Genomic DNA, 21,270 nt, shown 5'->3' with positions numbered 1-21,270 from the left:
TCAGCCGCGGGGTTTGATTGCGTTGACGAATACGTCGAGAACTCGACGGGTTGAATCGCAGGTCTTCCCGCCGTTCGCTGCGATATCCGGGGTCGAGGTCACGGAGAGCACGCCCTGCCAGTTCGGTTCATACTGGGGAAACAGCCACCGCAAGGAGCACATGTCCGCATGTGTTTCCGTAATAATATATGCGTCCCCGATTTTAGTCTTCTGTCCTTCGGGGAATTTCGGATCTGACAGTTGTGAGGTAGTTGCCGAGTAATCTTTTTTGCCATTCCAGCTACACTCGTGCAGCCCTGCTGATTCGCTGGTAAGCGCGCCTTCCGCAGCATCTTGCAGCGGTTTCTTCAACTCTGGACTGCACAGGTCGGCCTGGCGGAGGGTCTTCTCGATGTTCGGGTATGGCACCGGATTGCCGCGCAGGCTTGCCAGCGTTTTCGTCATGCTTTCGAGTGCGATGCTGCACGTGTTCTGCCTAGTTCCAGGAACGGATACCGCGATGCCGAATCCGGGTGTGGCGGGATTGGCGACAGTCAGATCGCATCCGTCAGGCCTCTGCTCCTGGATCGCGTCCATCGAACCTACCTTCGTCGGCTGTCCTTTGGCGCCTTTTAGTGTGGTGCTCAGCAGAAGGACGACCCTTTGGCTCGAATCTTTCTTGAAGCGGTAGGTGCAGCCGTCGAAGATAATGTCAGCTTGGCCTGGCTCCAACGGCCCGCTCTTCGGCAGCGAGTCGGGGCTGAGCAGCTTGCACGGATCGACCCGGCGCAGTGCGGCGGGGCTGAGTGGATCAGGCGGCGGTGCGCTAACCGCGGCTGCGACCGGATTGTCGTTGCGATTTACAAGAACCACTGTTGTCGCTGCCGCGATCACTATCGCCGTCGCTGCCGCGACAGTCGGGATCAGCCACTTAGGACGCTTCCGCGGCTCCTTTGGTACCGGCAACGCGAGCGCAGTCCTCACCTCGGCCTGCTGCTGCTCGATCATCGTGTGCACCGCGGGCGGCCAAGGCGTCGCGGTGAGCTGGACCGAGCCGAGGAAGTCCAGGATCTGTGCCGTGTTCGGCCGCGCCTTCGGGTCCTTGGCTAGGCACGGTTCGACGAGCCGCCGCAGGTCCGGGTGCAGGTTGGTGAGGTCGGGAGCGCTGTGGACCACGTTGTACAGAGTTTGCGGCGTGGACGCTCCGGCGAACGGTGCCCGCCCAGTTGCGGCCATCGTCACCAGGGCGCCGAATGAGAACACGTCGCTGGCAGGCGTCAGAGGAAGACCGTTCGCCTGCTCCGGCGACATGAACCCGGGCGAGCCGATGATTGACCCCGTGTGGGTGATGTCGGTGTCGCCTTCGGCGGCCCTGGCGATGCCGAAGTCGATGACCCGCGGACCATCCGCGGCGAGGAGGACGTTGCTGGGCTTGAGGTCCCGGTGGATCAGGCCGACCCGGTGGATCTCGGCGAGCGCCGACGCGAGACCGGTCGCGAGGTAGTGCACCGCGCTCAGCGGGAGCGGGCCAGCGGCGTCTACCGCTTCCTTGAGGGAGGGGCCCGCGACGAAGACCGAGGCGAGCCATGGCAGCGGAGCAACGGGATCGGCGTCCATCACGGCAGCGGTGTACGCGCCGGACACCATCCGTGAGGTTTCCACCTCGCGCTTGAACCGGGAGCGGAATCCCGGATCGTGTGCGAATGCCGGATGCACCTGCTTGACCGCGACGAGCCGCCCTTCCCTGGACACCCCGAGCAGCACCCGGCCCATTCCCCCTTCGCCCAGCGAAGCGATCAGACGGTAGCGCCCGAATTGTCGGGGTTCGCCGGGTGGCAACGGCTGCACTGAATACCCTCCATTCCCCGGTTGGGGCCCCTCGTGGTCGAGACGCGGGTGGAAGTCCGGGAGAACTGCACACGGCACGCGTCCGAAGTCTTAGAGTAAGCAGGGGAACCGAACCGGTCAGGGGAACGTCCGAACTGGTCGGGAAGCGAGTGTCGCGAAGGGGATGACGAACGGTGCCTGTCTACGACCCGGATTCCATGGCCATTGCCGCCAGGAACGTGGAGAAGCTGAAGGACGAGTTCGAAAAGTCCAAGAAGCACCTCACCGGCGTTGACGACGAGCCGGAAAGCCCGTTCGGCACGATGGGCGGCTCCAAGGACGTGCACGGCGCGGTCGGCACGTTCAAACAGGGCGTGCACAGCGAGTTCGACGCGGCCGGGAAGCTGATGGAGGCGACCAGCTTCATCATCAAGAAGGCCGCGGGGCTGATCCAGGAGACCGATCAGGTCCACAAGACCGACCTGACCGTCCACGAAGACCGCTGAGCAGGCACGAGGGGGCAAGAGCATGGCGCTGATCGACTACCCGCCGAACTGGAACGGCGTGGTCGAAAAAGCACAGAAGGTCGACAAGATCAACCCGGACGCGATCAGCAAAGCCGGGCAGCAGTTCAGCGATGCCGCGAAGCGTGCGGGCGATCACGGCCAAGAATTGACGAATACGACGAAGTCGTTGGCAGGCGGCGTGTGGGAGGGTCCGGCCGCGGACGCCTTCCTCGACTACGTCACGCAGATCACCAAAGCGGGCGACAAGGTGCAGGGGCATCTTGACGAGGTCGGCAAGGACCTCACCCAGCTGTCGAGCGACCTCGGCGGGATCAAGAGCAAGGTCACCGAGGCCTTCAACACCGCCAAGTCGAACATCGACAAACGCATCAAGGAAGAGTCGGACAAAGCGCAGAAGGCGCAGGCCGCCGAGGCGGCGTACGCCAACGACAAGTCGGACAAGAAGGGCCCGCCGCCCAGTCCGACGTCGGCGAAGATCATCTCCGACGCGAACGAGGCGAACCAGAAGGACGCGACCGCGGCCGAGCAGACCATCGACCCGCTGCTGAAGCAGGCCGACGACATGGTCAAGAAGTCCCAAGACCTGATGAAAACCCAGATCGAGGGCGGCTATTCGAAGGTCCCGCTCCCCAACTCGGACGGCACCGTTCCGCAGAGCACCGGCGGTCTGCACACCGGACACGGCGGCGGTGGCGGCGGCGGCGGGGGCGGTCACCACGGCGGCGGTGGCGGAGGTGCCAGCGGTGGCGGCGGCGGTCTCGGCCCGAGCGGCGGTCCGCCCTCCTCGCCTCCGCCCGGCAACGTTCAGCAGTGGATCCAGGAAGCGATCAAGGCACTGCAGGCCGCGGGCGTGAACGTGACCGACGCGGACATAAAGAACATCTGGGCGATCATCCAGCACGAGTCCGGCGGCAATCCGAACGCGATCAACAACTGGGACTGCGTGCCGCTCGACACGCTGGTGCTCACTCGGCGGGGCATGCTGAAACATCGCGACGTCGAGGTCGGAGACGAGACCATCGGGTTCAATCCGGCCACCGGGCGCAGCGAGTGGACCAAGATCACCCGGGTGGTGCACCACGAAAACGCACCGCTTGTGCGACTGGTCAACAGCCGCTGGCAGGCCACGACGACGCCGAACCACCGGTGGCTCACTTTCCCCCGGCGCACCGAAGCGAAGCCTGCGGGCCCGGAGGTGTGCCCGGAATGCGGATGGGTGCCGCGGGCTTCGATTCAGCCAGCGAACGGTGTCGCGGTTCACCGCCGCAAGATCCATGGCGTGCGGTCGGCTCCGGCTCGCGCCGAATACGCCACTGAGGGCAGGTTCATCACGACCAGCGAGGTCGGCAGCCGGGACCGGTTGCTCCTGTCGGCGGTTGCCGACACCGGGGCCGGGCTCGAGGTGACTGTGCGTGAGGCTGCGATTCTCGGTTGGATTGCCGGAGACGGGCATCTCGAGTCTCGCCAGCACCGGCCGACTGCCTCGATTGCTCAGTCGAAGCCGGACATGGTCGCGAAGATCCGAGAACTTCTAACGGATGTACCGCACTCGGAGTACGTGGACGATCGAGGCGGTTGCGGGCTGCGGCACCAGTTCCGTCTGGACCACGACTACGTTCGCGATCTGCTGCGCCGGGCCGGAAATCCGAAGTCAGAGGCTTTCAGCCAAGTGCTGGCGATGTCGGCTGATCAGCGTGCCGCGTGGCTGGAAGCGATCACGGACGCGGAGGGGACCCGGCATTTCCGCCCGGGCTACACCCAGCCCAAGGTCACGATCTATCAAGCGCCAGGGGAAGTGCTCGACGCGATCATGCTCGCGGTCTACCTGTCCGGTGCCCGGCCAAGGGTCTCCTACAGCGATCGAACGAAGGAGCATCGAACCTGGCAGGTCGAGGGTGCCGTCCGGGCGAACAACCCGGTCGTCACGGGTGCATTCCTCCGAGAGGAAAATGCCGGCAGAGGTGACGTCTGGTGCGTCACGACCGAACTGGGCACCTGGACGGCGAGGGAGGGTGACCATTTGTTCCTCACCGGCAACTCGAACGCCGCGGCCGGGCATCCGTCCAAGGGGCTGATGCAGTGCATCGACTCGACGTTCAACGCGCACAAGCTGCCCGGGCACGACAACATCTACAACCCGGTCGACAACATCATCGCCGGCGTGCGGTACTCGCTCGACCGGTACGGCTCGATGTCCAACGTCCCGGGCATCGCGGCGATGGCGCACGGCGGCGCGTACCGCGGTTACTGACGGCACACCCCGCACGCGGTTCCGCCGGTTAGCCTGGCCGCATGGTCGACATCGGTGCTTTCGGCGGGCCCGCGTTGCGGGCAGGCGTGCCTCCTTTTCACGTGATGGACGTGCTGTCCGCGGCGCAGGCCCGGCAGCGCAGCCACGGCGACCTGATTTCGCTGGCCGCCGGGCAGCCGTCCGTGCCCGCTCCGGCGGCGGTGCTGCGGGCGGCACAGGAAGCTCTGGGCAAGCACACCCTCGGCTACACCGAACAGCTCGGCATTCCTGAGCTGCGCGAAGCCGTCGCCGGGCATTACCGGCGCACCTACGACATCGACGTGTCCGCCTCCGACGTCGTCATGACCACCGGTTCGTCCGGCGGGTTCCTCCTGTCGTTCCTCAGCGCGTTCGACCCCGGCGCGCGGGTCGCGATGGCCCGTCCTGGCTACCCGGCGTACCGGAATCTGCTGAACGTCCTCGGCTGCGAGGTCGTCGAGTTCGCGACCACGGCCGAGACGAATTTCCAGCCGACCGTCGAGCAGCTCGACCGGCTCGGGCCGATCGACGGGCTCATCGTCGCGAGTCCCAGCAACCCCACCGGGACCGTGCTGCCGCCGGGCGAGCTGGCCGCGATCTCCGGCTGGTGCGCCTCGCACGGCGTGCAGTTGATCAGCGACGAGATCTACCACGGCATCTCGTACGGCAAGCAGCTCGATTGCGCCTGGCAGTACGGCCGGGAAGCGCTGGTGCTCGGGTCGTTCTCGAAGTACTTCGCGATGACCGGCTGGCGGCTCGGCTGGATGTTGGTGCCGCAGCGCCTGCACCGCGCGGTCGACGTCCTCACCGGCAACTTCACGATCTGCCCGCCCGCGGTTTCGCAGTACGCGGCCGTCGCGGCGTTCACGCCGGAGTCGTACGCTGAGGCGGACGCGCACGTCGAGCACTACCGGCGCAACCGCGACCTGCTGTTCGCCGGGCTCCGCGAGATCGGTCTCGACAAGCTCGCCCCGGCCGACGGCGCGTTCTACGCCTACGCCGACGTCTCCGACCACACCACCGACAGCCTGAGCTGGTGCCAGCGGCTGCTCGCCGACACCGGCCTCGCGATCACCCCGGGGATCGACTTCGACCCGGTCGACGGCGGCCGCTACGTGCGGTTTTCCTTCGCGGGCGCGACCGAGGACGTGACCGAGGGGCTGCGCCGGCTCGGCGGCTGGCTGGGGTGAATCCGGTCAGGGGAACCCGGAGATGTCCCTGAACGTTGGGCCAGCGTAGAGAGTTTCCGTCGCACGGATGGCACGCTGGAGGGCACCGGGCCGACGTGGCGCGGAAACGGCATCGGAGGAGCCATGTTCTGGAAGATCGTCGGAGCGCTCGTCGTGGCCTGGATTGCCTTCATGGTGATCGGGTCCGTGATCGGCTTCCTGTTCAAGGCCGTGCTGTGGATCGGCATCATCGGCGGGGTGCTGTTCCTGGGCACCGCGGCCTACGGGGCGATCACCGGGAAGAAGCAGTCGAAGCGCATCAGCCGCTGACCGGCGCCGAACCATACTGAGCAGACGAGACGGCTCCCGCGCCGGGAAGGTGCGGGAGCCGTTCGCCGTTCAGGCCAGTGCGGCGCGGGCGGCCTCGGCGCCGTCCCACAGGTGTGCGCGGATTCCGACCGCGCGGGCGCCGTCGATGTTGACCTGGCGGTCGTCGAAGAACAGGCACTCGTCCGGTTTGGCGCCCAGTTTGTCCAGCAGCAGCTGGAAAATCTCGGCGTCCGGCTTGGCGACCTTCACGTCGCCGGAGAACAGCGTGTGCTTGAACAGCTTCGACCACTCCTGCTCGCGCACCCAGACGCCGAACGCCGACGGCGCGTTCGAGAGCAGCGCGAGCGAGGCGCCGGCGTCGGACAGCGACTGCAGCAGGTCGAGCGACCCCGGCGCGAGCTGTCCCCAGCCCGCGACGTCGAGCGCGGTCAGCTCGGCCGACAGCGCGTCGTCCACCTTCGCGCCCAGCTGGTCGCCGATCGACGTCCAGTACTCCAGGTCAGGGCAGCCGCGGTCGTACGGGTCGCGCACGCTCCAATACACCGGCTCGAACGTCTCGAGCGAGACGCCCATCGCGGCCGCCAGCTTCGGTATCGCGGCGGTGCGGTGGCTGAGCACCTCGCCGTAGTCGAACACGATCCAGTTGGTCACCCGAGTCCCCCAGGGTTTCAGGCGCCGGCTTTGATCCGGCGCAGTGCTTCGGCGATGTCGGCGGACGACAGGTCGCGGTGCGTCACGAACCGGACCTTGCCCGCCATGGGCAGGGCCTGGATGCCGAGCGAACCAAGCCAGTTCAGCGCGGTCGGCACGTCCGGCACCCCGGCGAGAACGATATTGGTGTCCGGAGCCGGCACGTCCCAGCCGTGTTCGGAGAGGCCGTCGGCCAGCCGTTTCGCGAACTCGTGCGTCTCGGCCAGTTCGTCGACGCGGTCCAGCGCGACCAGGCACGCCGCGGCGAGCACCCCGCCCTGACGCACGCCGCCGCCGAGCATCTGCCGCATCCGGCGGGCCTGCTCGACGAACTCGACGCTGCCCGCGACGACCGAGCCGACCGGCGCGCCGAGGCCCTTGCTGAAGCACGCCGACACCGAGTCCACGCCGACCGTCAGCGCGGCGGGCGGCACCTGCAACGCGACCGCCGCGTGCCAGATCCGCGCGCCGTCGAGGTGCACGGTGAGCCCGGCCTGCTTCGCGACCGACAGCAGTTGCGCGTGCTCGTCGGGCGGAGTGACCGCGCCGCCGGCCGCGTTGTGCGTGTTCTCCAGGCACAACAGGGTGGTGCGGAGCGTGAAGTACGGGCCGGGGTTGCCGATGGCCGCTTCCAGCGTTTCCGGCAGGCAGCGGCCGGGGCCCGCGTCGTGTTCGAGGATGTCCGGCATGCCGCCGGCCAGCCACGCGGCCGAGCCGAGTTCGTTGGTGAGCACGTGCGCGCCGCGGGTGGCGAGGAACCGGTCGCCGCGCCGCAGGTGGACGCTCAGCGCGATGAGGTTCGCCATCGTCCCGCTCGGCGTCCACAGCGCCGCGGGCATCCCGAGCGTCTGCGCGGCCCGGCGTTCGAGTTCGGCGATGGTCGGGTCGGTGCCGATGACGTTGTCGTCGACCTCGGCCTCGGCCATGGCCGCGCGCATGATCGCGTCCGGGCGGGTGACGGTGTCGGAACGGAAGTCGATCAGCTGCCCAGTCATGGTCACAGTCCGATCACATCACACAGGTGGGCGCGGCATCAATGCGGCGGGGGGTGGAACGTTTCCGGCCGGACGTGCAACCGTGGACGCCCCCGGATCCGTCCCTTCACCGGACATGGCCAGAGCGGAGCTGCAAAGCGCGTGGACCAGCGCGACGAACAGGAGTTCGCGGAGTACTTCGCCGCGAGGAGGGACGCCGTGCGCCGGACTGCCTATTTGATGTGCGGCGATTGGCACAAGGCCGACGACCTCGCGCAGACGGCGTTCGTCGCGTTGCACCGGAGGTGGAAGAAGATCAGAGACCGCGCGGCGACCGACGCGTACGTGCGCAAGACGCTCGTGCGCGCGGTCATCGACGAATCCCGCCGTCCGTGGCGGCGGGAGCGGCAGACCGAGGTGCTGCCCGAACCTGTCGACGACAGTCCCGGGCTGGCCGAACGCGTCGCGACTCGCGAGGACCTGCTCGCGGCGCTGAAGGAGGTGCCGCCGAAGCAACGGGCGGTGCTGGTACTGCGGTTCTTCGACGGACTGGATGTCGGGGCCGCGGCCACGGCGCTGGGCTGCAGCGAAGGCAACGTGAAGAGCCAGACGGCGCGCGGGCTGGCGAATCTGCGCCAGGTGCTGGAACGGGAGGTGGAGACCAATGGATGAGCGGGAAGCCGAGACGTTGTTCTCCGCCGGTCCCGGCGAGGTGCCGCCTCCGACGTTCTCGGTGGACGACGTGGTGCGCCGTTCGAAGCGCGAGACGCTGCGCCGGCGCAACCGGATCACCGCCGGCGCGGCGGCCGTGGTGGTGGCCGCCGGGTTCGGCACCTGGGGAATTGTGGGAGTTTCGAGCGAGAAGTCCGATTCCAGCGCGAATTCCGTCGCCGCGCCGGTGCAACCCGGTGGGTCGGCGGCGCGTCCTTTCAGCAATGGGGATGACTTCCCGGGTCAGCCGTCTCGGCAGGGAGCCGGCGAAACCGGGAGGACCGGCCCTCGGGTCGAAGGCACCTCCGGGTGCGGACGGGTGGACTGGGAGCTCGCCACTGCCCTCGCTGGCGAGCTCCCAGACCACTTGAATGCCGCGCAGGCTTCCCCAGGCAGCGTTTGTACGACGTCGTCGCGCGGCGCCGGGTTCCCGCTTCCGGACGGGATGATCGGCGCGGCGGTGTTCGCTCGCGGTGCCGCGGTGAACGTGCCCACGCAACCGGCCGGAGCCGTCACCGTGCGTCAGCAAACCGGCAGCGGCGGAACTCTCGTGCTGGTCAGCGTGCCGGGGACTTCCGGGCATCCGGCACCGTACGCAACCGACCTCGCGCGCTTCGCTGCTTCGCTGGCCGCCCGGTTCTGATCGGCGGCCGCCGGAGCGGCTGGCAGAATAACCGGACATGACGGCAGCAGCCACCACTCCCAAGGGCGAGCGACGACGGGCCGCGCTCGTCGAAGCCGCCGCTGAGCTGCTGGTCGAGGGCGGTTTCGACGCGGTCCGGCACCGCGCGGTCGCCGAGCGGGCGGGCCTGCCGCTGGCGTCCACGACGTACTACTTCGACTCGCTGGAAGAGCTCGTCACCGCCGCGGTGGAGCACCACGGGCAGAGCGAGCTGGCGAACGGGCGACGGCAGCTCGAGGACCTGACGACCCGGAACCGGGGCGTTCAGGCGACCGTGGAACTCGTGCTGGACATGCTGCTCGGCCCGCAGAGCGGTGACCCGGAAGCCGACGCCGAGGCGGTCCTGCTGCGCTACGAACGCCTGGTCGCGACCGGGCGGCGGCCGTATCTGCGCCCGTTGATGCGGACGCTGTCCCAGCAGCTCAACGAACTGCTGACGGAGATCCTGGCCCGTTCCGGGACGCCGGTGGCCAAGGACGAACTGGATCGGCTGGTCGCGCTGGTCGACGGGGCCGTGGTCAACGCGCTGATCGCGGTCGACCCGGCTCCGCGCGCCGCGGCCGGGCGGATGCTGCGGACCGCGCTCGCCGAGACTGTCCACTGAGGACAGTTACTCCGGATAGGCCGCGGTGGCGCGGATTTCGATCAGCAATCCCGGGCTGGCGAGCCCGCTGACGCCGATCATCGACCACGCCGGGTAGGGCTCGGCGGTCACGAGGCGCTTCTTGGCTTCCAGGAAACCGGGCAGGTGCTGGTGGATGTCGACGTGGTAGCTCGTGATGTCGACCAGCGCGGAGAGGTCGAGTCCTTCCAGGCGAAGGATTTCCTCGATCCGGCGGAGCGCGATCTCGGTCTGTTCCTCGATGGTTTCCGCGATCTCTCCGTCCGGGCGGCGGCCGATCGTCCCCGCGATGAAGAGGTGGTTGCCCGCGCGGACGGCGGCTGAGTAACCGAAGCGGGTGAAGGCTGATGCCCCGGACGGTCCGAAAACCTCGGAGTCCTCGGGGATTTTGACGGCGTACATGGTGGATCCCTTTCTCAGATTCCCCAGCGCGACGTGCGCGAGGCGCGTTCCAGCCGGGTTTCGCCATCGGCCTCGCGTTCCCGCAAGAAATCAGCGGGGACGGACGGGACTGGCGCGTTCTTCGGATTCTTCGCGGCCTGCGCGACGATCGCGTCGGTGAGCGAGCGGACCATCTCGAGCCGCGGGTAGGCGGCGTGGATCGCCACACCCTCCTCGTCGGTGACGGCCGAGAGATACTCGGCGCCGACCGGGCCGCCGAAGTCGACGGACACCCCGGCGCGGACGAGCACGCACAGCGGACCACGGCGTTCCGCGATGCCCGCGGTGGTGTGCAAGGCGATGGCTTGCCAGACCTCGTCGGCGTCCGCGGTGGAAATTCCTTGCTTTGCAAGAAAACCAGCAGCTCGGTCGGCACCTTCGACCTCGAAGCGTTCCACGTGCGGGCCGTCCGGTGCGACGCCGATGTCATGCATCACGCACGCGGCGAACAGCAGGTCGTCGGCATAGCCGGACACGGCCAGCCGGTCGGCGACCAGCCGCGCGAACAGGTAGGAGCGGACGCTGTGGTTGAACACCGACTGCGATTCCACCGGGCGGACGACCTCGAGGACGGCGTCCGCCAGCGGAGTCGCGGGCAGCGCGACCACCGGGTCCGAAAGGAGTTCGGTCATGCCTTCAAGCCTGGCCCGCACCGCTCTGACCTGGTGAGTGGCAAGTTTGCCGTACTTCGATAGAATCTTGCCATGACGGTGCATCGGGTCGCGGTGCTGGCGCTCGACGGGGTCCTTCCGCTGGACCTGGCGATTCCGGCGCAGGTGTTCCAGGTCCGGCCGCAAACGCACTACGAGATGTCGCTGTGCGCGCTCGGTCCGACGGTCGCGACCAGCGCCGGGTTCGAGCTGGCCGCGGAAGGCGGGATCGAGGAGCTGCGCGCGGCGGACACGGTGATCGTGCCGGGGTACGACCCGATCCGCGAGACGCCGGAAGCGGCGGTCGAGCTGCTGGCCGAGGCGCGCGATCGGGGACGGCGGGTGGTGTCCATCTGCACCGGTGCGTTCGCGCTGGCCGCCGCGGGAGTGCTGGACGGCCTGCACGCCACGACGCATTGGGAATATATCGACGAATTTGAGCGGGCGTACCCTTCGGTCCAGGTCGACCGGGATGTGCTTTACGTCGACGAGGGCGACGTGCTCACCTCGGCGGGCGTGTGCTGTGGCATCGATCTGTGCCTGCACATCGTCCGGCGCGATTTGGGTGCCGCGGTCGCCAACCGGATTGCACGCGGTCTCGTCGCCGCTCCGCATCGCGAAGGCGGGCAGGCCCAGTACGTGCCCGCGCCGCTCGCGGACGCTGGCGATGCTTCGCTGTCCGCCACGCGCGAATGGGCGTTGCAGCGACTGGACGAATCGCTCAGCATCCGTCTGCTCGCCCGGCACGCGGAGATGTCGCAGCGGACGTTCCTGCGCAGGTTCGCCGAGGAAACCGGGACCACACCGTTGCAGTGGCTGCTCAACGCCCGGCTCGGCAAAGCGCGGGAACTGCTGGAAACCACGGACTATTCGGTGGACCGGGTCGCGCGGGACTGCGGTCTCGGCACTCCGGCCAACCTGCGGCTGCATTTCCGGCGGACTCTCGGGACCACGCCGACTGCCTATCGCCGCGCGTTCACTTCCTGACCCGACCGCTTCGCGTCGGCGGCGGATTTCACCAGCAGCTCCAGCATCGCGGTCTCCGCGCCGACCGGGTCGTGCGCGGCGATGGCGTCGAGCACCCGGCGGTGGCTCGGTACCGGATCGTCGGTGGGACCGGCGCTGTGGACGAGTTTGTCCCGCTCCGCCAAGCCGATCGCGATGACGCGTTCGATCTGGAGCAGGAAGTTGTTGTGCGCGGCGGCCAACAGGCTGCGGTGGAACGCGAGATCCGCCTCGACGCTCGCTTCCGGATCCGGTGCTTCGACCATCGCATCGAGGGCGGATTCAAGCGCGACAAGGTCTTCGGCGGTCGCGCGTTCGGCAGCCATCCGCGCCGCCGCGGGCTCGACCACGGCGCGGACCTCGGCCAATTCGTCCAGTAGGCCAGCGTTTCCGCGTGCGGTGGTTTGCCAACGCATGACGTCGGCGTCGAGCAACTGCCAGCTCTCGCGCGGTTGCACGTAAGTGCCGTGCTTCTGCCGCGCGCCGATCAATCCCTTTGCTGCCAATACCTTCAGCGCTTCCCGCAGTGCGGTGAGGCTGATGTCGAGCTCCTCGCGCAGCGCGGGAAGGTCCAGCACCATGCCCTCGGGCCATTCGCCGGACAGAATGCGCGCGGCGAGCGTTTCCACGGTCTGTCCGTGCAGTCCGCGAGGGCGTTGGTCGGTCACCGGAGCGGGAGTACGCACGTCGGGGAACCGGTCGGATACTTCCGGACTGTCGCGTTTCCCAATTCCTTCAACGGGAAAACGGAAACGACGTCGTCCTTGAAAGCGGCGGTGTAGCAGGTTCCGTCCGCTACCGCGAAGTTCCACGGGAACGAACCGCACGGCTGATCGGCCGTCGCGCGCAGCGGGGCCCCGGCGAACGACGTGATGCATTCCGGTCCGCGATTCGACAGGTAGATCCCGGAGTCGAGCACTTCCAGGTGCGCCACGAGGGATTCGCCGCCGGCCGCCGTCGCCGGGGTCGCCGCGACGAACTCGAACGCTCCCGGCGAAGTCTCGCGCATCGTGATCAGCTCGCCGGACAATTCCCCGGCCACGTAAGCGATTCCGTCCGCGCCGCGCACGAGCTGTCGCGGGCCCGTGCCCGGAGGGAGCGACGAGACGGCCAGCGGAGTCAGTTTTCCTTCAGGAGACAACGTGTAGCTGCGGATTTCGTCGGTGCCCAGATCGACGGCGCTCACCACCGAACTGTCCGCCGACGACACGGCCATGTGGACGTGCGGGCCTTCCTGCCGGTCGGCGCGCGGTCCGCTTCCGGTGTGCTGCACCAGGTCCGTGCGTCCGTCGATCCGGCCGTCCTCGCGCAGGGCGAACACCGCGAGGCTGCCGCCGCCGTAGTTGGCGCACAACAGAAACCGGCCGTCCGGCGTCACCGCGAGATGGCACGGGCTGGCCCCGCCGGATTCGACCACGTCGAGCGCGACTAGGCCGTCGGCGACCGAAACGGAGGTGATCTCGCCGTAGCTCGTCTCGTTGGTCGCGTACACCATCGGCAGCGCGGGATGCTGGGTCAGCCAGGTCGGCGACACCATCGGCAACGTCGAATCCGCGGTCAGTGCGTTGCCGGAGCGCCGGAAAACCGCGATTCCCGTGCCGTTCCCGCCGGTTTCGGCGGTACGGCAGCCGACGAGTACGACGTCGCTCACGAGCTCTCCCTCACCAATGCGGCCACTCGGGCCCGGATGTCCTCAGCGGATCCACGGGTCAGCGCCGACCCGATCCCGCAGGCGACGGCGCCCGCGTCGAGCCAGCGTGGCACGTCCTCGGGAGCGATTCCACCCGTCGGCACGAGCGGGGCTTGCGGAAGCGCGGCGCGCACGTCCTTGATCCACTGCGGGCCGAGTGCGGACGCGGGGAAAACCTTTACGGCATCAGCACCTTCCTCCATCGCGCGCACGATTTCGGTGACCGAACCGGTGCCGGGCAGCGCCGCGACGCCGTACCGATGAGCGGTACGCAAGACCTCGGTGTGCAGCGACGGGGAGACGAGAAACTGGGCCCCTGCCCGGATCGCGGCCGTCGCGGACGACTCGTCGAGCACCGTGCCGGCTCCGATGGTGGCGTCCGGATAGGCGGTGCTCAGCTCCTCGATCGCGACGAGCGCCCCCGCGTTGGTGAGCGGGACTTCGACCGACTTCAACCCGGCGTCGAGCACTGCCCGCGCGGCGGCGACGGCCGAGGCGGCGTCCGCCGTCCGCACGATTCCGACGACGCCCTGACGCACCGCTTCGCGCGTGATCTCCCACCGGTATCCCATGGCGGCCAGCCTAGCAGGCAGATTATAAATTACTAATTATTCTTGACTGTGGCTCGAGCGCCCCGGCATGCTTGCGAACCATGCGCACTGCCGTGGTGACCGGCGCGGCGTCCGGAATCGGAGCCGCGACCGCCCGTCAACTCGAAGCCGACGGTTACCGGGTGATCGGCGTCGACCTCGCTCCCGTGCCCGGCGGCGTGCAAGGCGACGTGACGGATGACGAGACGTGGCAACGAGTTCTTGATCTGGCGGGCGAAGTCGACGCCGTGGTCAGCAACGCGTACCTGCCGACTTTGGGCCCGCTGCACGAAACCGACCGCGCGCAATGGCAACGGCAGCTCGACGTGAACCTCACCGCGTCGTACCTGGCCGTCCGGGCCTGCCTGCCCTCGCTGCGCTCTCGGCGCGGCTCGGTGGTGCTGGTTTCCTCGGTGCACGCCCGATTCGGGCTTCCCGGACATCCGGCGTACGCGGCCAGCAAAGGCGCATTGGTGTCTCTGGCGCGGCAATTGGCCGTGGAGTACGCGCCGGAGGTCCGGGTGAATTCGGTGCTTCCCGGTCCGGTCGAGACCGAGGCCTGGGACCGGATCAGCGCGGAAGACCGCGAACGCAGCACCCGCGCGACACCGGCCGGACGGCTGGGCGACCCGGCCGAAGTCGCCGCGGTGATCGCGTTCCTGCTCTCGCCCGCGGCTTCGTTCGTGACGGGGGCGGATCTGACCGTCGACGGCGGCTGGTCGGCCGCGAAAGACTCTGCTTAGGAGACAAGGTGCAGATCACCGGGATCGAAACGTTCCTCGTCGCGCCGCGCTGGTTGTTCCTCAAGATCAGCACCGACGAGGGCATCGCCGGCTGGGGCGAACCGGTCGTGGAAGGCCGCGCCGGGACCGTGCGCGCGGCCGTGCACGAGCTGGCCGAGCTGCTCGTCGGGAAGGATCCGCTGCGCATCGAGGACCACTGGCAGGTGCTGCGCCGAGGCGGCTTCTACCGGGGCGGTCCAGTGCTCTCCAGCGCGCTCGCCGGGTTCGACCAGGCGCTGTGGGACATCGCGGGCAAGGCCCGGAACGCGCCGGTGCACGAGCTGCTCGGCGGTCCGGTGCGCGACCGCGTGCGGGTGTATTCGTGGGTCGGCGGCGACCGTCCGTCGGGGATCTTCGACGCGGTGTCCGCGCAGGTCGAGCGGGGTTTCACCGCGGTGAAGATGAACGTCGCCGGCCCGCTCGGGCCGATCGCCACGCCCGCCGAGGCTCAGGCGGCGCTGGCCCGCGCGAGGGAGGCCAGGGAAGCGCTCGGACCCGACCGGGACCTGGCGATCGACTTCCACGGCCGCGTCTCGCCCGCGATGGCGCGGCGGCTGGTGAAGATGCTCGAAGAAGTACAGCCGATGTTCGTCGAGGAGCCGGTGCTGCCGGAACTGCCCGCCGACGTGGTGGCGTCGGTGGTCGAGGCCTCGACGGTGCCGATCGCGCTCGGGGAACGGCTGTTCTCGCGCTGGGAGTTCAAACCGGTGCTGGACGCGGGCGTCGCCGTGGTGCAGCCGGACCCGTCGCACGCGGGCGGCATCTCGGAGCTGCGCCGGATCGCCGCGCTGGCCGAGGTGTACGGCGCGAACCTGGCCCCGCACTGCCCGCTCGGCCCGATCTCGCTGGCCGCCGCGATGCAGGTCGCGTTCGCGACGCCGAACTTCCTCATCCAGGAGCAAAGCCTCGGAATGCACTACCACGACGGTCGCGAGCCGGTCGCCTATCTCGCCGACGACGCGCTGTTCCGCTTCGTCGACGGCTACGCCGCACGCCCGACCGCGCCCGGGCTCGGCATCGAGGTGGACGAGGAGGCCGTCCGCCGCGCGGACGAGACCGGACACGCGTGGCGGTCGCCGGTGTGGCGGCTGCCCGACGGCAGCTTCACGGAGTGGTGAGGTGTCGGCGGTGTCGCTTCCGATCGCGTGCGCGTTCAGGAAGTCGCCGACACCGGCCGGTGGGCGTGGTGGCTGAGACCTCCGCGATACGCGAGCGGTGACGAGCAGGTCGTGTTGTCGATGCCGGTGCAAGACCCGCGTCGACGGTTACGCCACGCCCCCGGGCTCGGCATCGAGGTGGACGAGGCCGCCGTCCGCCGCGCGGACGAGACCGGACACGCCTGGCGGTCGCCGGTGTGGCGGCTGCCCGACGGCAGCTTCACGGAGTGGTGACCGCCGCGCTGACCTGCGCAGGTATCGTGGCCGCGTGACGGACAAGCCCCGCATTCCGAACGTGCTCGCCGCCCGCTACGCCTCGCCTGAGCTGGTGGCGCTCTGGTCGCCCGAACGCAAGGTCGTGCTCGAGCGGCGGCTGTGGCTCGCCGTGCTGCGGGCCCAGGCCGAACTGGGCGTCGAGGTGCCCGATGGCGTCCTCGACGACTACGAGCGCGTGGTCGAGCAGGTCGACCTCGACTCGATCGCCGCGCGCGAACGCGTCACCCGGCACGACGTGAAGGCCCGGATCGAGGAGTTCAACGCCCTCGCCGGGCACGAGCACGTGCACAAGGGCATGACCTCGCGCGACCTCACCGAGAACGTCGAGCAGCTGCAGCAGCTGCGGTCGCTGGAACTGGTCCGCGGCCGCGTCGCCGCGGTGCTGTCGCGGCTGGCCGCGCTGGCGGTCGAGCACTCCGACCTGGTGATGGCCGGCCGCTCGCACAACGTCGCCGCGCAGGCGACCACCCTCGGCAAGCGCTTCGCGACCGCCGCTGACGAGCTGCTCGTCGCGTTCTCCCGGCTGGACAACCTGATCGAGCGCTACCCGCTGCGCGGCATCAAGGGCCCGGTCGGCACCGCGCAGGACATGCTCGACCTGCTCGGCGACGAGTCCACTTTGGACCAGCTGGAATCCCGGATCGCCGAGCACCTCGGCTTCGGCAACCGGTTCGTCAGCGTCGGCCAGGTGTACCCGCGTTCGCTCGACTTCGACGTGCTGTCCACTGTGGTCCAGCTCGCCGCCGCGCCGTCCAGCCTCGCCAAGACGATCCGGCTGATGGCCGGCCACGAGCTGGTCACCGAGGGCTTCAAGCCGGGCCAGGTCGGGTCGTCGGCCATGCCGCACAAGATGAACACCCGCTCGTGCGAGCGCGTGAACGGGCTCGCCGTGGTGCTGCGCGGCTACCTGTCGATGATCGGCGAACTGGCAGGCGACCAGTGGAACGAGGGCGACGTCTCGGATTCCGTGGTGCGCCGCGTCGCGCTGCCGGACGCGTTCTTCGCGCTCGACGGCCTGCTCGAAACCTTCCTCACCGTGCTCGGCGAGTTCGGCGCGTTCCCGGCCGTGGTCGAGCGTGAGCTTGATCGCTATCTCCCGTTCCTCGCGACCACCAAGGTGCTCATGGCGTCGGTGCGCCAGGGCGTCGGGCGTGAGACGGCTCACGAGGCCATCAAGGAGAACGCGGTCGGGGTCGCCCTCGCGATGCGCGAACGCGGCGCGGAGAACGACCTCCTCGACCGGCTCGCGGCAGATGAACGCCTCCCGCTCGACCGCGCTGACCTGGACGAACTCCTCGCCGACCGGATCTCGTTCACCGGCGTGGCCCCGCGTCAGGTTGAAGAAGTCGCGGCGCGCGTCGAGGACGTGCTCAAGCGGTTCCCGGACGCCGCGGCGTACGCGCCGCAGCCGATTCTGTGAGTGCGCGCACGTCGTCCACGTGCTGAGACGGCATTACTCGATCGGGCGAAGCTTTTAGTCTTCGTGCCGAACCCGGAAGCGCCAGGCCGCCACCCCGCGGCCTGGCGCTTCTTGTCTGCGCACGCCGGATATTCAGGAAGAAGTCATGAGAAAGATCCTCAGCACGCTCGCCGTCGTAGCCGCCGCCACCGCGGGCCTCACGGCGTGCGGATCCTCGGACGCTTCCGGGGAAACCCTGCGCGTCGGCACCCTCACCGACGCCCCGCCCAGCATCTACCTCGAGAACGGCCAGTTCACCGGGTACGACAACGAACTGCTGCGGGACATCGCCAAGCGCGAGGGCTTCCAGGTCGAGTTCGTCGGCACCGAGTTCTCCGGCCTGCTCGCCAAGGTCGCCGGCGGCCAGCTCGACATCGGCAGCTCGACGATCTCCGCGACGGCCGCGCGCAAGAAGACGGTGGCGTTCAGCAACGGCTACGACACCAGCTACACCACCGTCGTCAGCAAAAAGGGCGCCGCGCTGCCCGCCGCGAACTCGTTCGCGGGCAAGCGGGTCGGCGTCGTGCAGGGTTCGGTGCAGGACGAGTTCGCGGGCAAGCTCGCCGGTGCGCAGGTGGTCCGGTTCCCGGACTACAACGCCGGTTTCGCGCAGCTGAAGACCGGCGGTCTCGACGGCTGGGTCGTGCCGAAGGACATCGGCCAGAAGTACATCGACCAGAACCCGACGATTCCGCTCGAATTCGGCTACACCGTCGCGGACAAGGACACCCCGTCCGCCTTCGCGGTCGCCAAGTCGAACCCGGAGCTGCTGAAGAAGATCAACGACGGTCTCGCCCAGGCGATCGCCGACGGCACCGCGGCCCGGCTGCACGCGCAGTTCTTCAAGCAGGCTCCGGTCGCGAAGGAGCTGGAGAAGGGCGGCCCCGGCCTCCCGGTGGCGAACTCCTGATGCCCGGGCACACTGGTGGCATGAAGAAACTGATCGTCACCGCCTTCGCGGCGGCACTGGTCGCCGGTCTCACCGCGTGCGGTGGCGACGCGGGCGAGACCCTGCGAGTCGGCACGCTGAGCGATTCCCGGCCCAACGCCTACCAGGAGAACGGCCAATTCACCGGCTTCGACAACGAGCTGCTGAAGGATATCGCCGCGAAAGAAGGCCTGAAGCTGGAATTCGTAGCGACCGATTTCTCGGCGCTGCTCGGCAGCGTCGCGAACGGCCGGTTCGACATCGGCAGTTCGGCGATCGCGCAGACCGACGAGCGCAAGAAGACGGTGGCGTTCAGCGATCCGTACAACTACCAGTCGCTCGGCATCGAGGCGAAGGCGACCGCGGGCATCTCCGACGAGAACTCGTTGACCGGCAAGCGGATCGGCGTGGTGCAGGGCACGGTGTCGGACACCTGGCTCGCCGCGAACGCGCCGAAGGCACAGGCGGTCCGGTTCCCGAACGACGCGGCGGCGCTGAGCGCACTGAAGTCGGCGGCGATCGACGGCGCGGTGTTCGACCAGGTGTCCGCGGAGGATTACGCGAGCAAGAACCCCGAGCTGAAGGTCACGAAGGCGATCACGACCAGCATCCCGCACGGATACGCGGTGCGGAAGGGCAACACCGAGCTGCTGGGCAAGCTGAACGACGGCATCAAGAAGGCCGTCGCGGACGGCACCTGGGCGAAGGTGCACCAGCAGTTCGAGCCGAGCATTCCGGTTCCCGCGGATTTCAAGACGAAGTAGCCTGATGGATCAGTTTTTCGACACTTTCCTCAACTGGCAGTACATCTGGGAAGTATTCCCGGACCTGCTCAAGACCGGCCTGCTGAACACCCTGATCCTGTCGGTGGCGGCGGCTATCATCGGGACCCTCCTCGGCATGGTGCTCGCGGTGATGGGCCTGTCCACCAAACGCTGGCTGCGCTGGCCCGCGCGGGTGTACACGGACATTTTCCGTGGCCTGCCCGCGATCCTGACGATCCTCGTGATCGGTCAGGGCGTCGGCCTGCTCGCTCGCGGCCTGGTGGGCAACAACCCGTACCCGCTGGGCATCGCCGCGCTGAGCCTGATCGCCGCCGCGTACATCGGCGAGATCTTCCGGGCGGGCATCCAGAGCGTCGACAAGGGACAGCTGGAGGCGAGCCGCGCGCTCGGCATGAGCTACACCAAGGCGATGCTGCTGGTGGTGATCCCGCAGGGCGTGCGGCGCGTGCTGCCCGCGCTGGTGAACCAGTTCATCGCGCTGGTGAAGGACTCGACCCTGGTGTACTTTCTCGGTTTCCTTACCTCGCAACGGGAACTGTTCCGCATCGGCCAGGACCTCGCGGCCAACACCGGCAACCTGTCGCCCCTGGTCGCGGCGGGCGTGGTCTACCTGGTGATCACGGTTCCGTTGACGCACCTGGTGAACTACATCGACAAGCGGTTGCAGACCGGTCGAAAGGTGACCACGGAGACCAAGGAAATGATCGCGGGCGGGACGGTATGAGTACAGCGATTCGTTCGTCCTCGGTGGAACTGAAGGACATCCACGTCCGATTCGGGACGCTGGAAGTCCTGCGCGGAGTGAACCTGAAGGTGCCGAGCGGCAGCACCACGTGCGTCATCGGCCCGTCCGGTTCTGGTAAATCCACTCTGCTGCGCTGCGTGAACCGCTTGCAGGAGCCGGACAGCGGCGACCTGCTGCTGGACGGGGAAAGCGTCATCTCCTCAGATCCGGACGCGCTGCGCCAGCGCGTGGGGATGGTGTTCCAGCACTTCAACCTGTTCGGACATCGTTCGGTGCTGGACAACATCGTGCTCCCCCTGCGCAGCGTGCGCGGTCTGTCCAAAGAGGACGCAGTGGAAGTCGCCCGGGCGCGGCTGGCGGAAGTCGGACTCGCGGACAAAGCCCCGTACCGACCGGCCGCGTTGTCCGGAGGCCAGCAACAGCGCGTGGCGATCGCCCGTGCGCTGGCGATGGAACCGGAAGTGATGCTCTTCGACGAGGCGACGAGTGCGCTGGACCCGGAGTTGGTGAAGGGCGTCCTGGACCTGATGGCTGGGCTGGCTTCGCGGGGCCTCACGTTGATCGTGGTGACGCACGAGATGGGCTTCGCCCGCAGCGTGGCCGACGAGGTCGCGTTCATGGACGCGGGGCGGATTGTGGAGCAGGGGACGCCGCGGCAGGTGTTCGAGGCACCGGCTAGTCCTCGGTTGCAGCAGTTCTTGTCGCAGGTTTTGTGAGGGGACGGCCGTCCTCGCAGACGCTGTCGCTAGTCCGCGTGGCTTCCCGGGAGTCCTGGAGCCGCCGGGCCAGCGATGGTGCTGCTCGCTGCACGGCCTGGTCGATCGGCAGCAGATGGACGGCCCGGATCTCCGGTCGGTGAGGGGTAGCCGGGCGGCTTCCGAGGTGGAGATCCGCCCGCCGTCGAAGATGAACGCGAGCCCTTCCGGCATCCGGCCGTCGTCCGGCGCGTAGTCGAGGACCAGCAGCGGGCCGAGCGGGCGGT

Annotated in this window: 23 protein-coding genes and 2 pseudogenes; 17 read left to right on the top strand and 8 right to left on the bottom strand. The window is 68.3% G+C overall.

Annotated features, from left to right (window positions below; all coding sequences use genetic code 11):
- Positions 1–1,827 (bottom strand): serine/threonine-protein kinase, encoded by a 1,827-nt coding sequence (locus PUT80_RS18510; RefSeq protein WP_275292949.1) that lies wholly within the window; start codon positions 1,825–1,827, stop codon positions 1–3.
- Positions 1,828–2,000: 173 nt separating this feature from the next.
- Here PUT80_RS18510 and PUT80_RS18505 point away from each other — a divergent pair, with 173 nt between their 5' ends.
- The 5 genes and pseudogenes from PUT80_RS18505 (at position 2,001) to PUT80_RS18485 (ending at position 6,101) form a co-directional block, all read left to right on the top strand.
- Entirely contained in the window at positions 2,001–2,312 is a 312-nt protein-coding gene (locus tag PUT80_RS18505) for a hypothetical protein (RefSeq protein ID WP_037808762.1), read from the top strand.
- 22 nt (positions 2,313–2,334) lie between these two features.
- Positions 2,335–2,619: pseudogene (locus tag PUT80_RS18500) on the top strand (WXG100 family type VII secretion target); the annotation flags it as partial.
- 1,749 nt (positions 2,620–4,368) lie between these two features.
- Positions 4,369–4,584, top strand: a pseudogene (locus PUT80_RS18495) (transglycosylase SLT domain-containing protein); the annotation flags it as partial.
- 41 nt (positions 4,585–4,625) lie between these two features.
- Entirely contained in the window at positions 4,626–5,792 is a 1,167-nt protein-coding gene (locus PUT80_RS18490; RefSeq protein ID WP_037808760.1) for a pyridoxal phosphate-dependent aminotransferase, read from the top strand.
- A gap of 123 nt (positions 5,793–5,915) precedes the next feature.
- Positions 5,916–6,101 carry a hypothetical protein gene (locus PUT80_RS18485; protein WP_043834731.1) on the top strand — a complete coding sequence of 62 codons (186 nt, stop codon included), beginning with the start codon at positions 5,916–5,918 and terminating at the stop codon, positions 6,099–6,101.
- 69 nt (positions 6,102–6,170) lie between these two features.
- Here PUT80_RS18485 and PUT80_RS18480 read toward each other — a convergent pair whose 3' ends face one another.
- Positions 6,171–6,752, bottom strand: a complete 582-nt coding sequence (locus tag PUT80_RS18480) for an HAD family phosphatase (RefSeq protein ID WP_037808756.1) — start codon at positions 6,750–6,752, stop codon at positions 6,171–6,173.
- 17 nt (positions 6,753–6,769) lie between these two features.
- On the bottom strand, positions 6,770–7,786 hold the full coding sequence (locus PUT80_RS18475) for a GntG family PLP-dependent aldolase (protein WP_238603826.1): 1,017 nt from the start codon (positions 7,784–7,786) through the stop codon (positions 6,770–6,772).
- Positions 7,787–7,927: 141 nt separating this feature from the next.
- Between PUT80_RS18475 and PUT80_RS18470 the strand changes: the two genes are divergently transcribed.
- The 3 genes from PUT80_RS18470 to PUT80_RS18460 are packed head-to-tail and all read left to right on the top strand — an operon-like array spanning position 7,928 to position 9,762.
- On the top strand, positions 7,928–8,437 hold the full coding sequence (locus PUT80_RS18470) for a SigE family RNA polymerase sigma factor (protein ID WP_037808752.1): 510 nt from the start codon (positions 7,928–7,930) through the stop codon (positions 8,435–8,437).
- Positions 8,430–9,119 (top strand): hypothetical protein, encoded by a 690-nt coding sequence (locus PUT80_RS18465; RefSeq protein ID WP_275292948.1) that lies wholly within the window; start codon positions 8,430–8,432, stop codon positions 9,117–9,119. Before PUT80_RS18470 ends, PUT80_RS18465 begins: the two co-directional genes overlap by 8 nt.
- A gap of 37 nt (positions 9,120–9,156) precedes the next feature.
- Positions 9,157–9,762: a TetR family transcriptional regulator gene (locus tag PUT80_RS18460; RefSeq protein ID WP_275292947.1), complete on the top strand. Its 606-nt coding sequence runs from the start codon at positions 9,157–9,159 to the stop codon at positions 9,760–9,762.
- 6 nt (positions 9,763–9,768) lie between these two features.
- Here PUT80_RS18460 and PUT80_RS18455 read toward each other — a convergent pair whose 3' ends face one another.
- Positions 9,769–10,182 (bottom strand): RidA family protein, encoded by a 414-nt coding sequence (locus tag PUT80_RS18455; RefSeq protein WP_275292946.1) that lies wholly within the window; start codon positions 10,180–10,182, stop codon positions 9,769–9,771.
- 14 nt (positions 10,183–10,196) lie between these two features.
- On the bottom strand, positions 10,197–10,853 hold the full coding sequence (locus PUT80_RS18450) for an HD domain-containing protein (protein ID WP_238603829.1): 657 nt from the start codon (positions 10,851–10,853) through the stop codon (positions 10,197–10,199).
- Positions 10,854–10,925: 72 nt separating this feature from the next.
- Between PUT80_RS18450 and PUT80_RS18445 the strand changes: the two genes are divergently transcribed.
- Complete coding sequence (locus PUT80_RS18445) at positions 10,926–11,858, top strand: helix-turn-helix domain-containing protein (RefSeq protein ID WP_037808743.1); 933 nt, start codon at positions 10,926–10,928, stop codon at positions 11,856–11,858.
- Here the strand turns inward: PUT80_RS18445 and PUT80_RS18440 are convergent.
- The 3 genes from PUT80_RS18440 to PUT80_RS18430 are packed head-to-tail and all read right to left on the bottom strand — an operon-like array spanning position 11,834 to position 14,138.
- A complete protein-coding gene (locus PUT80_RS18440; protein ID WP_275292945.1) occupies positions 11,834–12,544 on the bottom strand; it encodes an FCD domain-containing protein in 711 nt (236 codons plus the stop codon). The two genes, PUT80_RS18445 and PUT80_RS18440, sit on opposite strands and share 25 nt — an antisense overlap.
- Complete coding sequence (locus tag PUT80_RS18435) at positions 12,541–13,527, bottom strand: beta-propeller fold lactonase family protein (RefSeq protein WP_037808740.1); 987 nt, start codon at positions 13,525–13,527, stop codon at positions 12,541–12,543. The genes PUT80_RS18440 and PUT80_RS18435 overlap by 4 nt, the downstream gene beginning before the upstream one ends.
- Positions 13,524–14,138 carry a bifunctional 4-hydroxy-2-oxoglutarate aldolase/2-dehydro-3-deoxy-phosphogluconate aldolase gene (locus PUT80_RS18430; RefSeq protein ID WP_037808739.1) on the bottom strand — a complete coding sequence of 205 codons (615 nt, stop codon included), beginning with the start codon at positions 14,136–14,138 and terminating at the stop codon, positions 13,524–13,526. The genes PUT80_RS18435 and PUT80_RS18430 overlap by 4 nt, the downstream gene beginning before the upstream one ends.
- Before the next feature lie 80 nt (positions 14,139–14,218).
- Between PUT80_RS18430 and PUT80_RS18425 the strand changes: the two genes are divergently transcribed.
- The 8 genes from PUT80_RS18425 to PUT80_RS18390 all read left to right on the top strand — a co-directional run bounded on the left by PUT80_RS18425 (position 14,219) and on the right by PUT80_RS18390 (position 21,004).
- Positions 14,219–14,899, top strand: coding sequence for an SDR family oxidoreductase (locus PUT80_RS18425; RefSeq protein WP_037808737.1), 681 nt, complete (start codon positions 14,219–14,221; stop codon positions 14,897–14,899).
- An 8-nt stretch (positions 14,900–14,907) separates the two neighbouring features.
- Positions 14,908–16,056 carry a galactonate dehydratase gene (gene dgoD, locus PUT80_RS18420; RefSeq protein WP_238603834.1) on the top strand — a complete coding sequence of 383 codons (1,149 nt, stop codon included), beginning with the start codon at positions 14,908–14,910 and terminating at the stop codon, positions 16,054–16,056.
- A gap of 27 nt (positions 16,057–16,083) precedes the next feature.
- Positions 16,084–16,329, top strand: a complete 246-nt coding sequence (locus PUT80_RS18415) for a hypothetical protein (RefSeq protein ID WP_037808734.1) — start codon at positions 16,084–16,086, stop codon at positions 16,327–16,329.
- A 34-nt stretch (positions 16,330–16,363) separates the two neighbouring features.
- Positions 16,364–17,791, top strand: a complete 1,428-nt coding sequence (gene purB / locus PUT80_RS18410) for an adenylosuccinate lyase (protein WP_037808733.1) — start codon at positions 16,364–16,366, stop codon at positions 17,789–17,791.
- A 145-nt stretch (positions 17,792–17,936) separates the two neighbouring features.
- Positions 17,937–18,740 carry a transporter substrate-binding domain-containing protein gene (locus PUT80_RS18405; protein ID WP_275292944.1) on the top strand — a complete coding sequence of 268 codons (804 nt, stop codon included), beginning with the start codon at positions 17,937–17,939 and terminating at the stop codon, positions 18,738–18,740.
- A 20-nt stretch (positions 18,741–18,760) separates the two neighbouring features.
- Positions 18,761–19,522: an ABC transporter substrate-binding protein gene (locus PUT80_RS18400; protein WP_037808728.1), complete on the top strand. Its 762-nt coding sequence runs from the start codon at positions 18,761–18,763 to the stop codon at positions 19,520–19,522.
- A gap of 4 nt (positions 19,523–19,526) precedes the next feature.
- Positions 19,527–20,267 (top strand): amino acid ABC transporter permease, encoded by a 741-nt coding sequence (locus PUT80_RS18395; protein WP_037808725.1) that lies wholly within the window; start codon positions 19,527–19,529, stop codon positions 20,265–20,267.
- Positions 20,264–21,004 carry an amino acid ABC transporter ATP-binding protein gene (locus tag PUT80_RS18390; RefSeq protein WP_275292943.1) on the top strand — a complete coding sequence of 247 codons (741 nt, stop codon included), beginning with the start codon at positions 20,264–20,266 and terminating at the stop codon, positions 21,002–21,004. The genes PUT80_RS18395 and PUT80_RS18390 overlap by 4 nt, the downstream gene beginning before the upstream one ends.
- Positions 21,005–21,270: the final 266 nt, after the last annotated feature.

This window comes from Amycolatopsis sp. La24 (assembly GCF_029087445.1).
GTDB lineage: Bacteria > Actinomycetota > Actinomycetes > Mycobacteriales > Pseudonocardiaceae > Amycolatopsis > Amycolatopsis nivea.
This window is presented reverse-complemented; position numbering and strand designations above follow the sequence as displayed.

What these genes read in the sequence shown, in the direction of transcription:
- PUT80_RS18490 (WP_037808760.1), top strand. Translation starts at nt 4,626, where the DNA reads ATGGTCGACATCGGTGCTTTCGGCGGGCCCGCGTTGCGGGCAGGCGTG.
- PUT80_RS18430 (WP_037808739.1), bottom strand. Translation starts at nt 14,138, where the DNA reads ATGGGATACCGGTGGGAGATCACGCGCGAAGCGGTGCGTCAGGGCGTC.
- PUT80_RS18390 (WP_275292943.1), top strand. Translation starts at nt 20,264, where the DNA reads ATGAGTACAGCGATTCGTTCGTCCTCGGTGGAACTGAAGGACATCCAC.
- PUT80_RS18405 (WP_275292944.1), top strand. Translation starts at nt 17,937, where the DNA reads ATGAGAAAGATCCTCAGCACGCTCGCCGTCGTAGCCGCCGCCACCGCG.
- PUT80_RS18395 (WP_037808725.1), top strand. Translation starts at nt 19,527, where the DNA reads ATGGATCAGTTTTTCGACACTTTCCTCAACTGGCAGTACATCTGGGAA.
- PUT80_RS18475 (WP_238603826.1), bottom strand. Translation starts at nt 7,786, where the DNA reads ATGACTGGGCAGCTGATCGACTTCCGTTCCGACACCGTCACCCGCCCG.
- PUT80_RS18425 (WP_037808737.1), top strand. Translation starts at nt 14,219, where the DNA reads ATGCGCACTGCCGTGGTGACCGGCGCGGCGTCCGGAATCGGAGCCGCG.
- PUT80_RS18455 (WP_275292946.1), bottom strand. Translation starts at nt 10,182, where the DNA reads ATGTACGCCGTCAAAATCCCCGAGGACTCCGAGGTTTTCGGACCGTCC.
- PUT80_RS18445 (WP_037808743.1), top strand. Translation starts at nt 10,926, where the DNA reads ATGACGGTGCATCGGGTCGCGGTGCTGGCGCTCGACGGGGTCCTTCCG.
- PUT80_RS18450 (WP_238603829.1), bottom strand. Translation starts at nt 10,853, where the DNA reads ATGACCGAACTCCTTTCGGACCCGGTGGTCGCGCTGCCCGCGACTCCG.
- PUT80_RS18400 (WP_037808728.1), top strand. Translation starts at nt 18,761, where the DNA reads ATGAAGAAACTGATCGTCACCGCCTTCGCGGCGGCACTGGTCGCCGGT.
- PUT80_RS18460 (WP_275292947.1), top strand. Translation starts at nt 9,157, where the DNA reads ATGACGGCAGCAGCCACCACTCCCAAGGGCGAGCGACGACGGGCCGCG.
- PUT80_RS18465 (WP_275292948.1), top strand. Translation starts at nt 8,430, where the DNA reads ATGGATGAGCGGGAAGCCGAGACGTTGTTCTCCGCCGGTCCCGGCGAG.
- PUT80_RS18485 (WP_043834731.1), top strand. Translation starts at nt 5,916, where the DNA reads ATGTTCTGGAAGATCGTCGGAGCGCTCGTCGTGGCCTGGATTGCCTTC.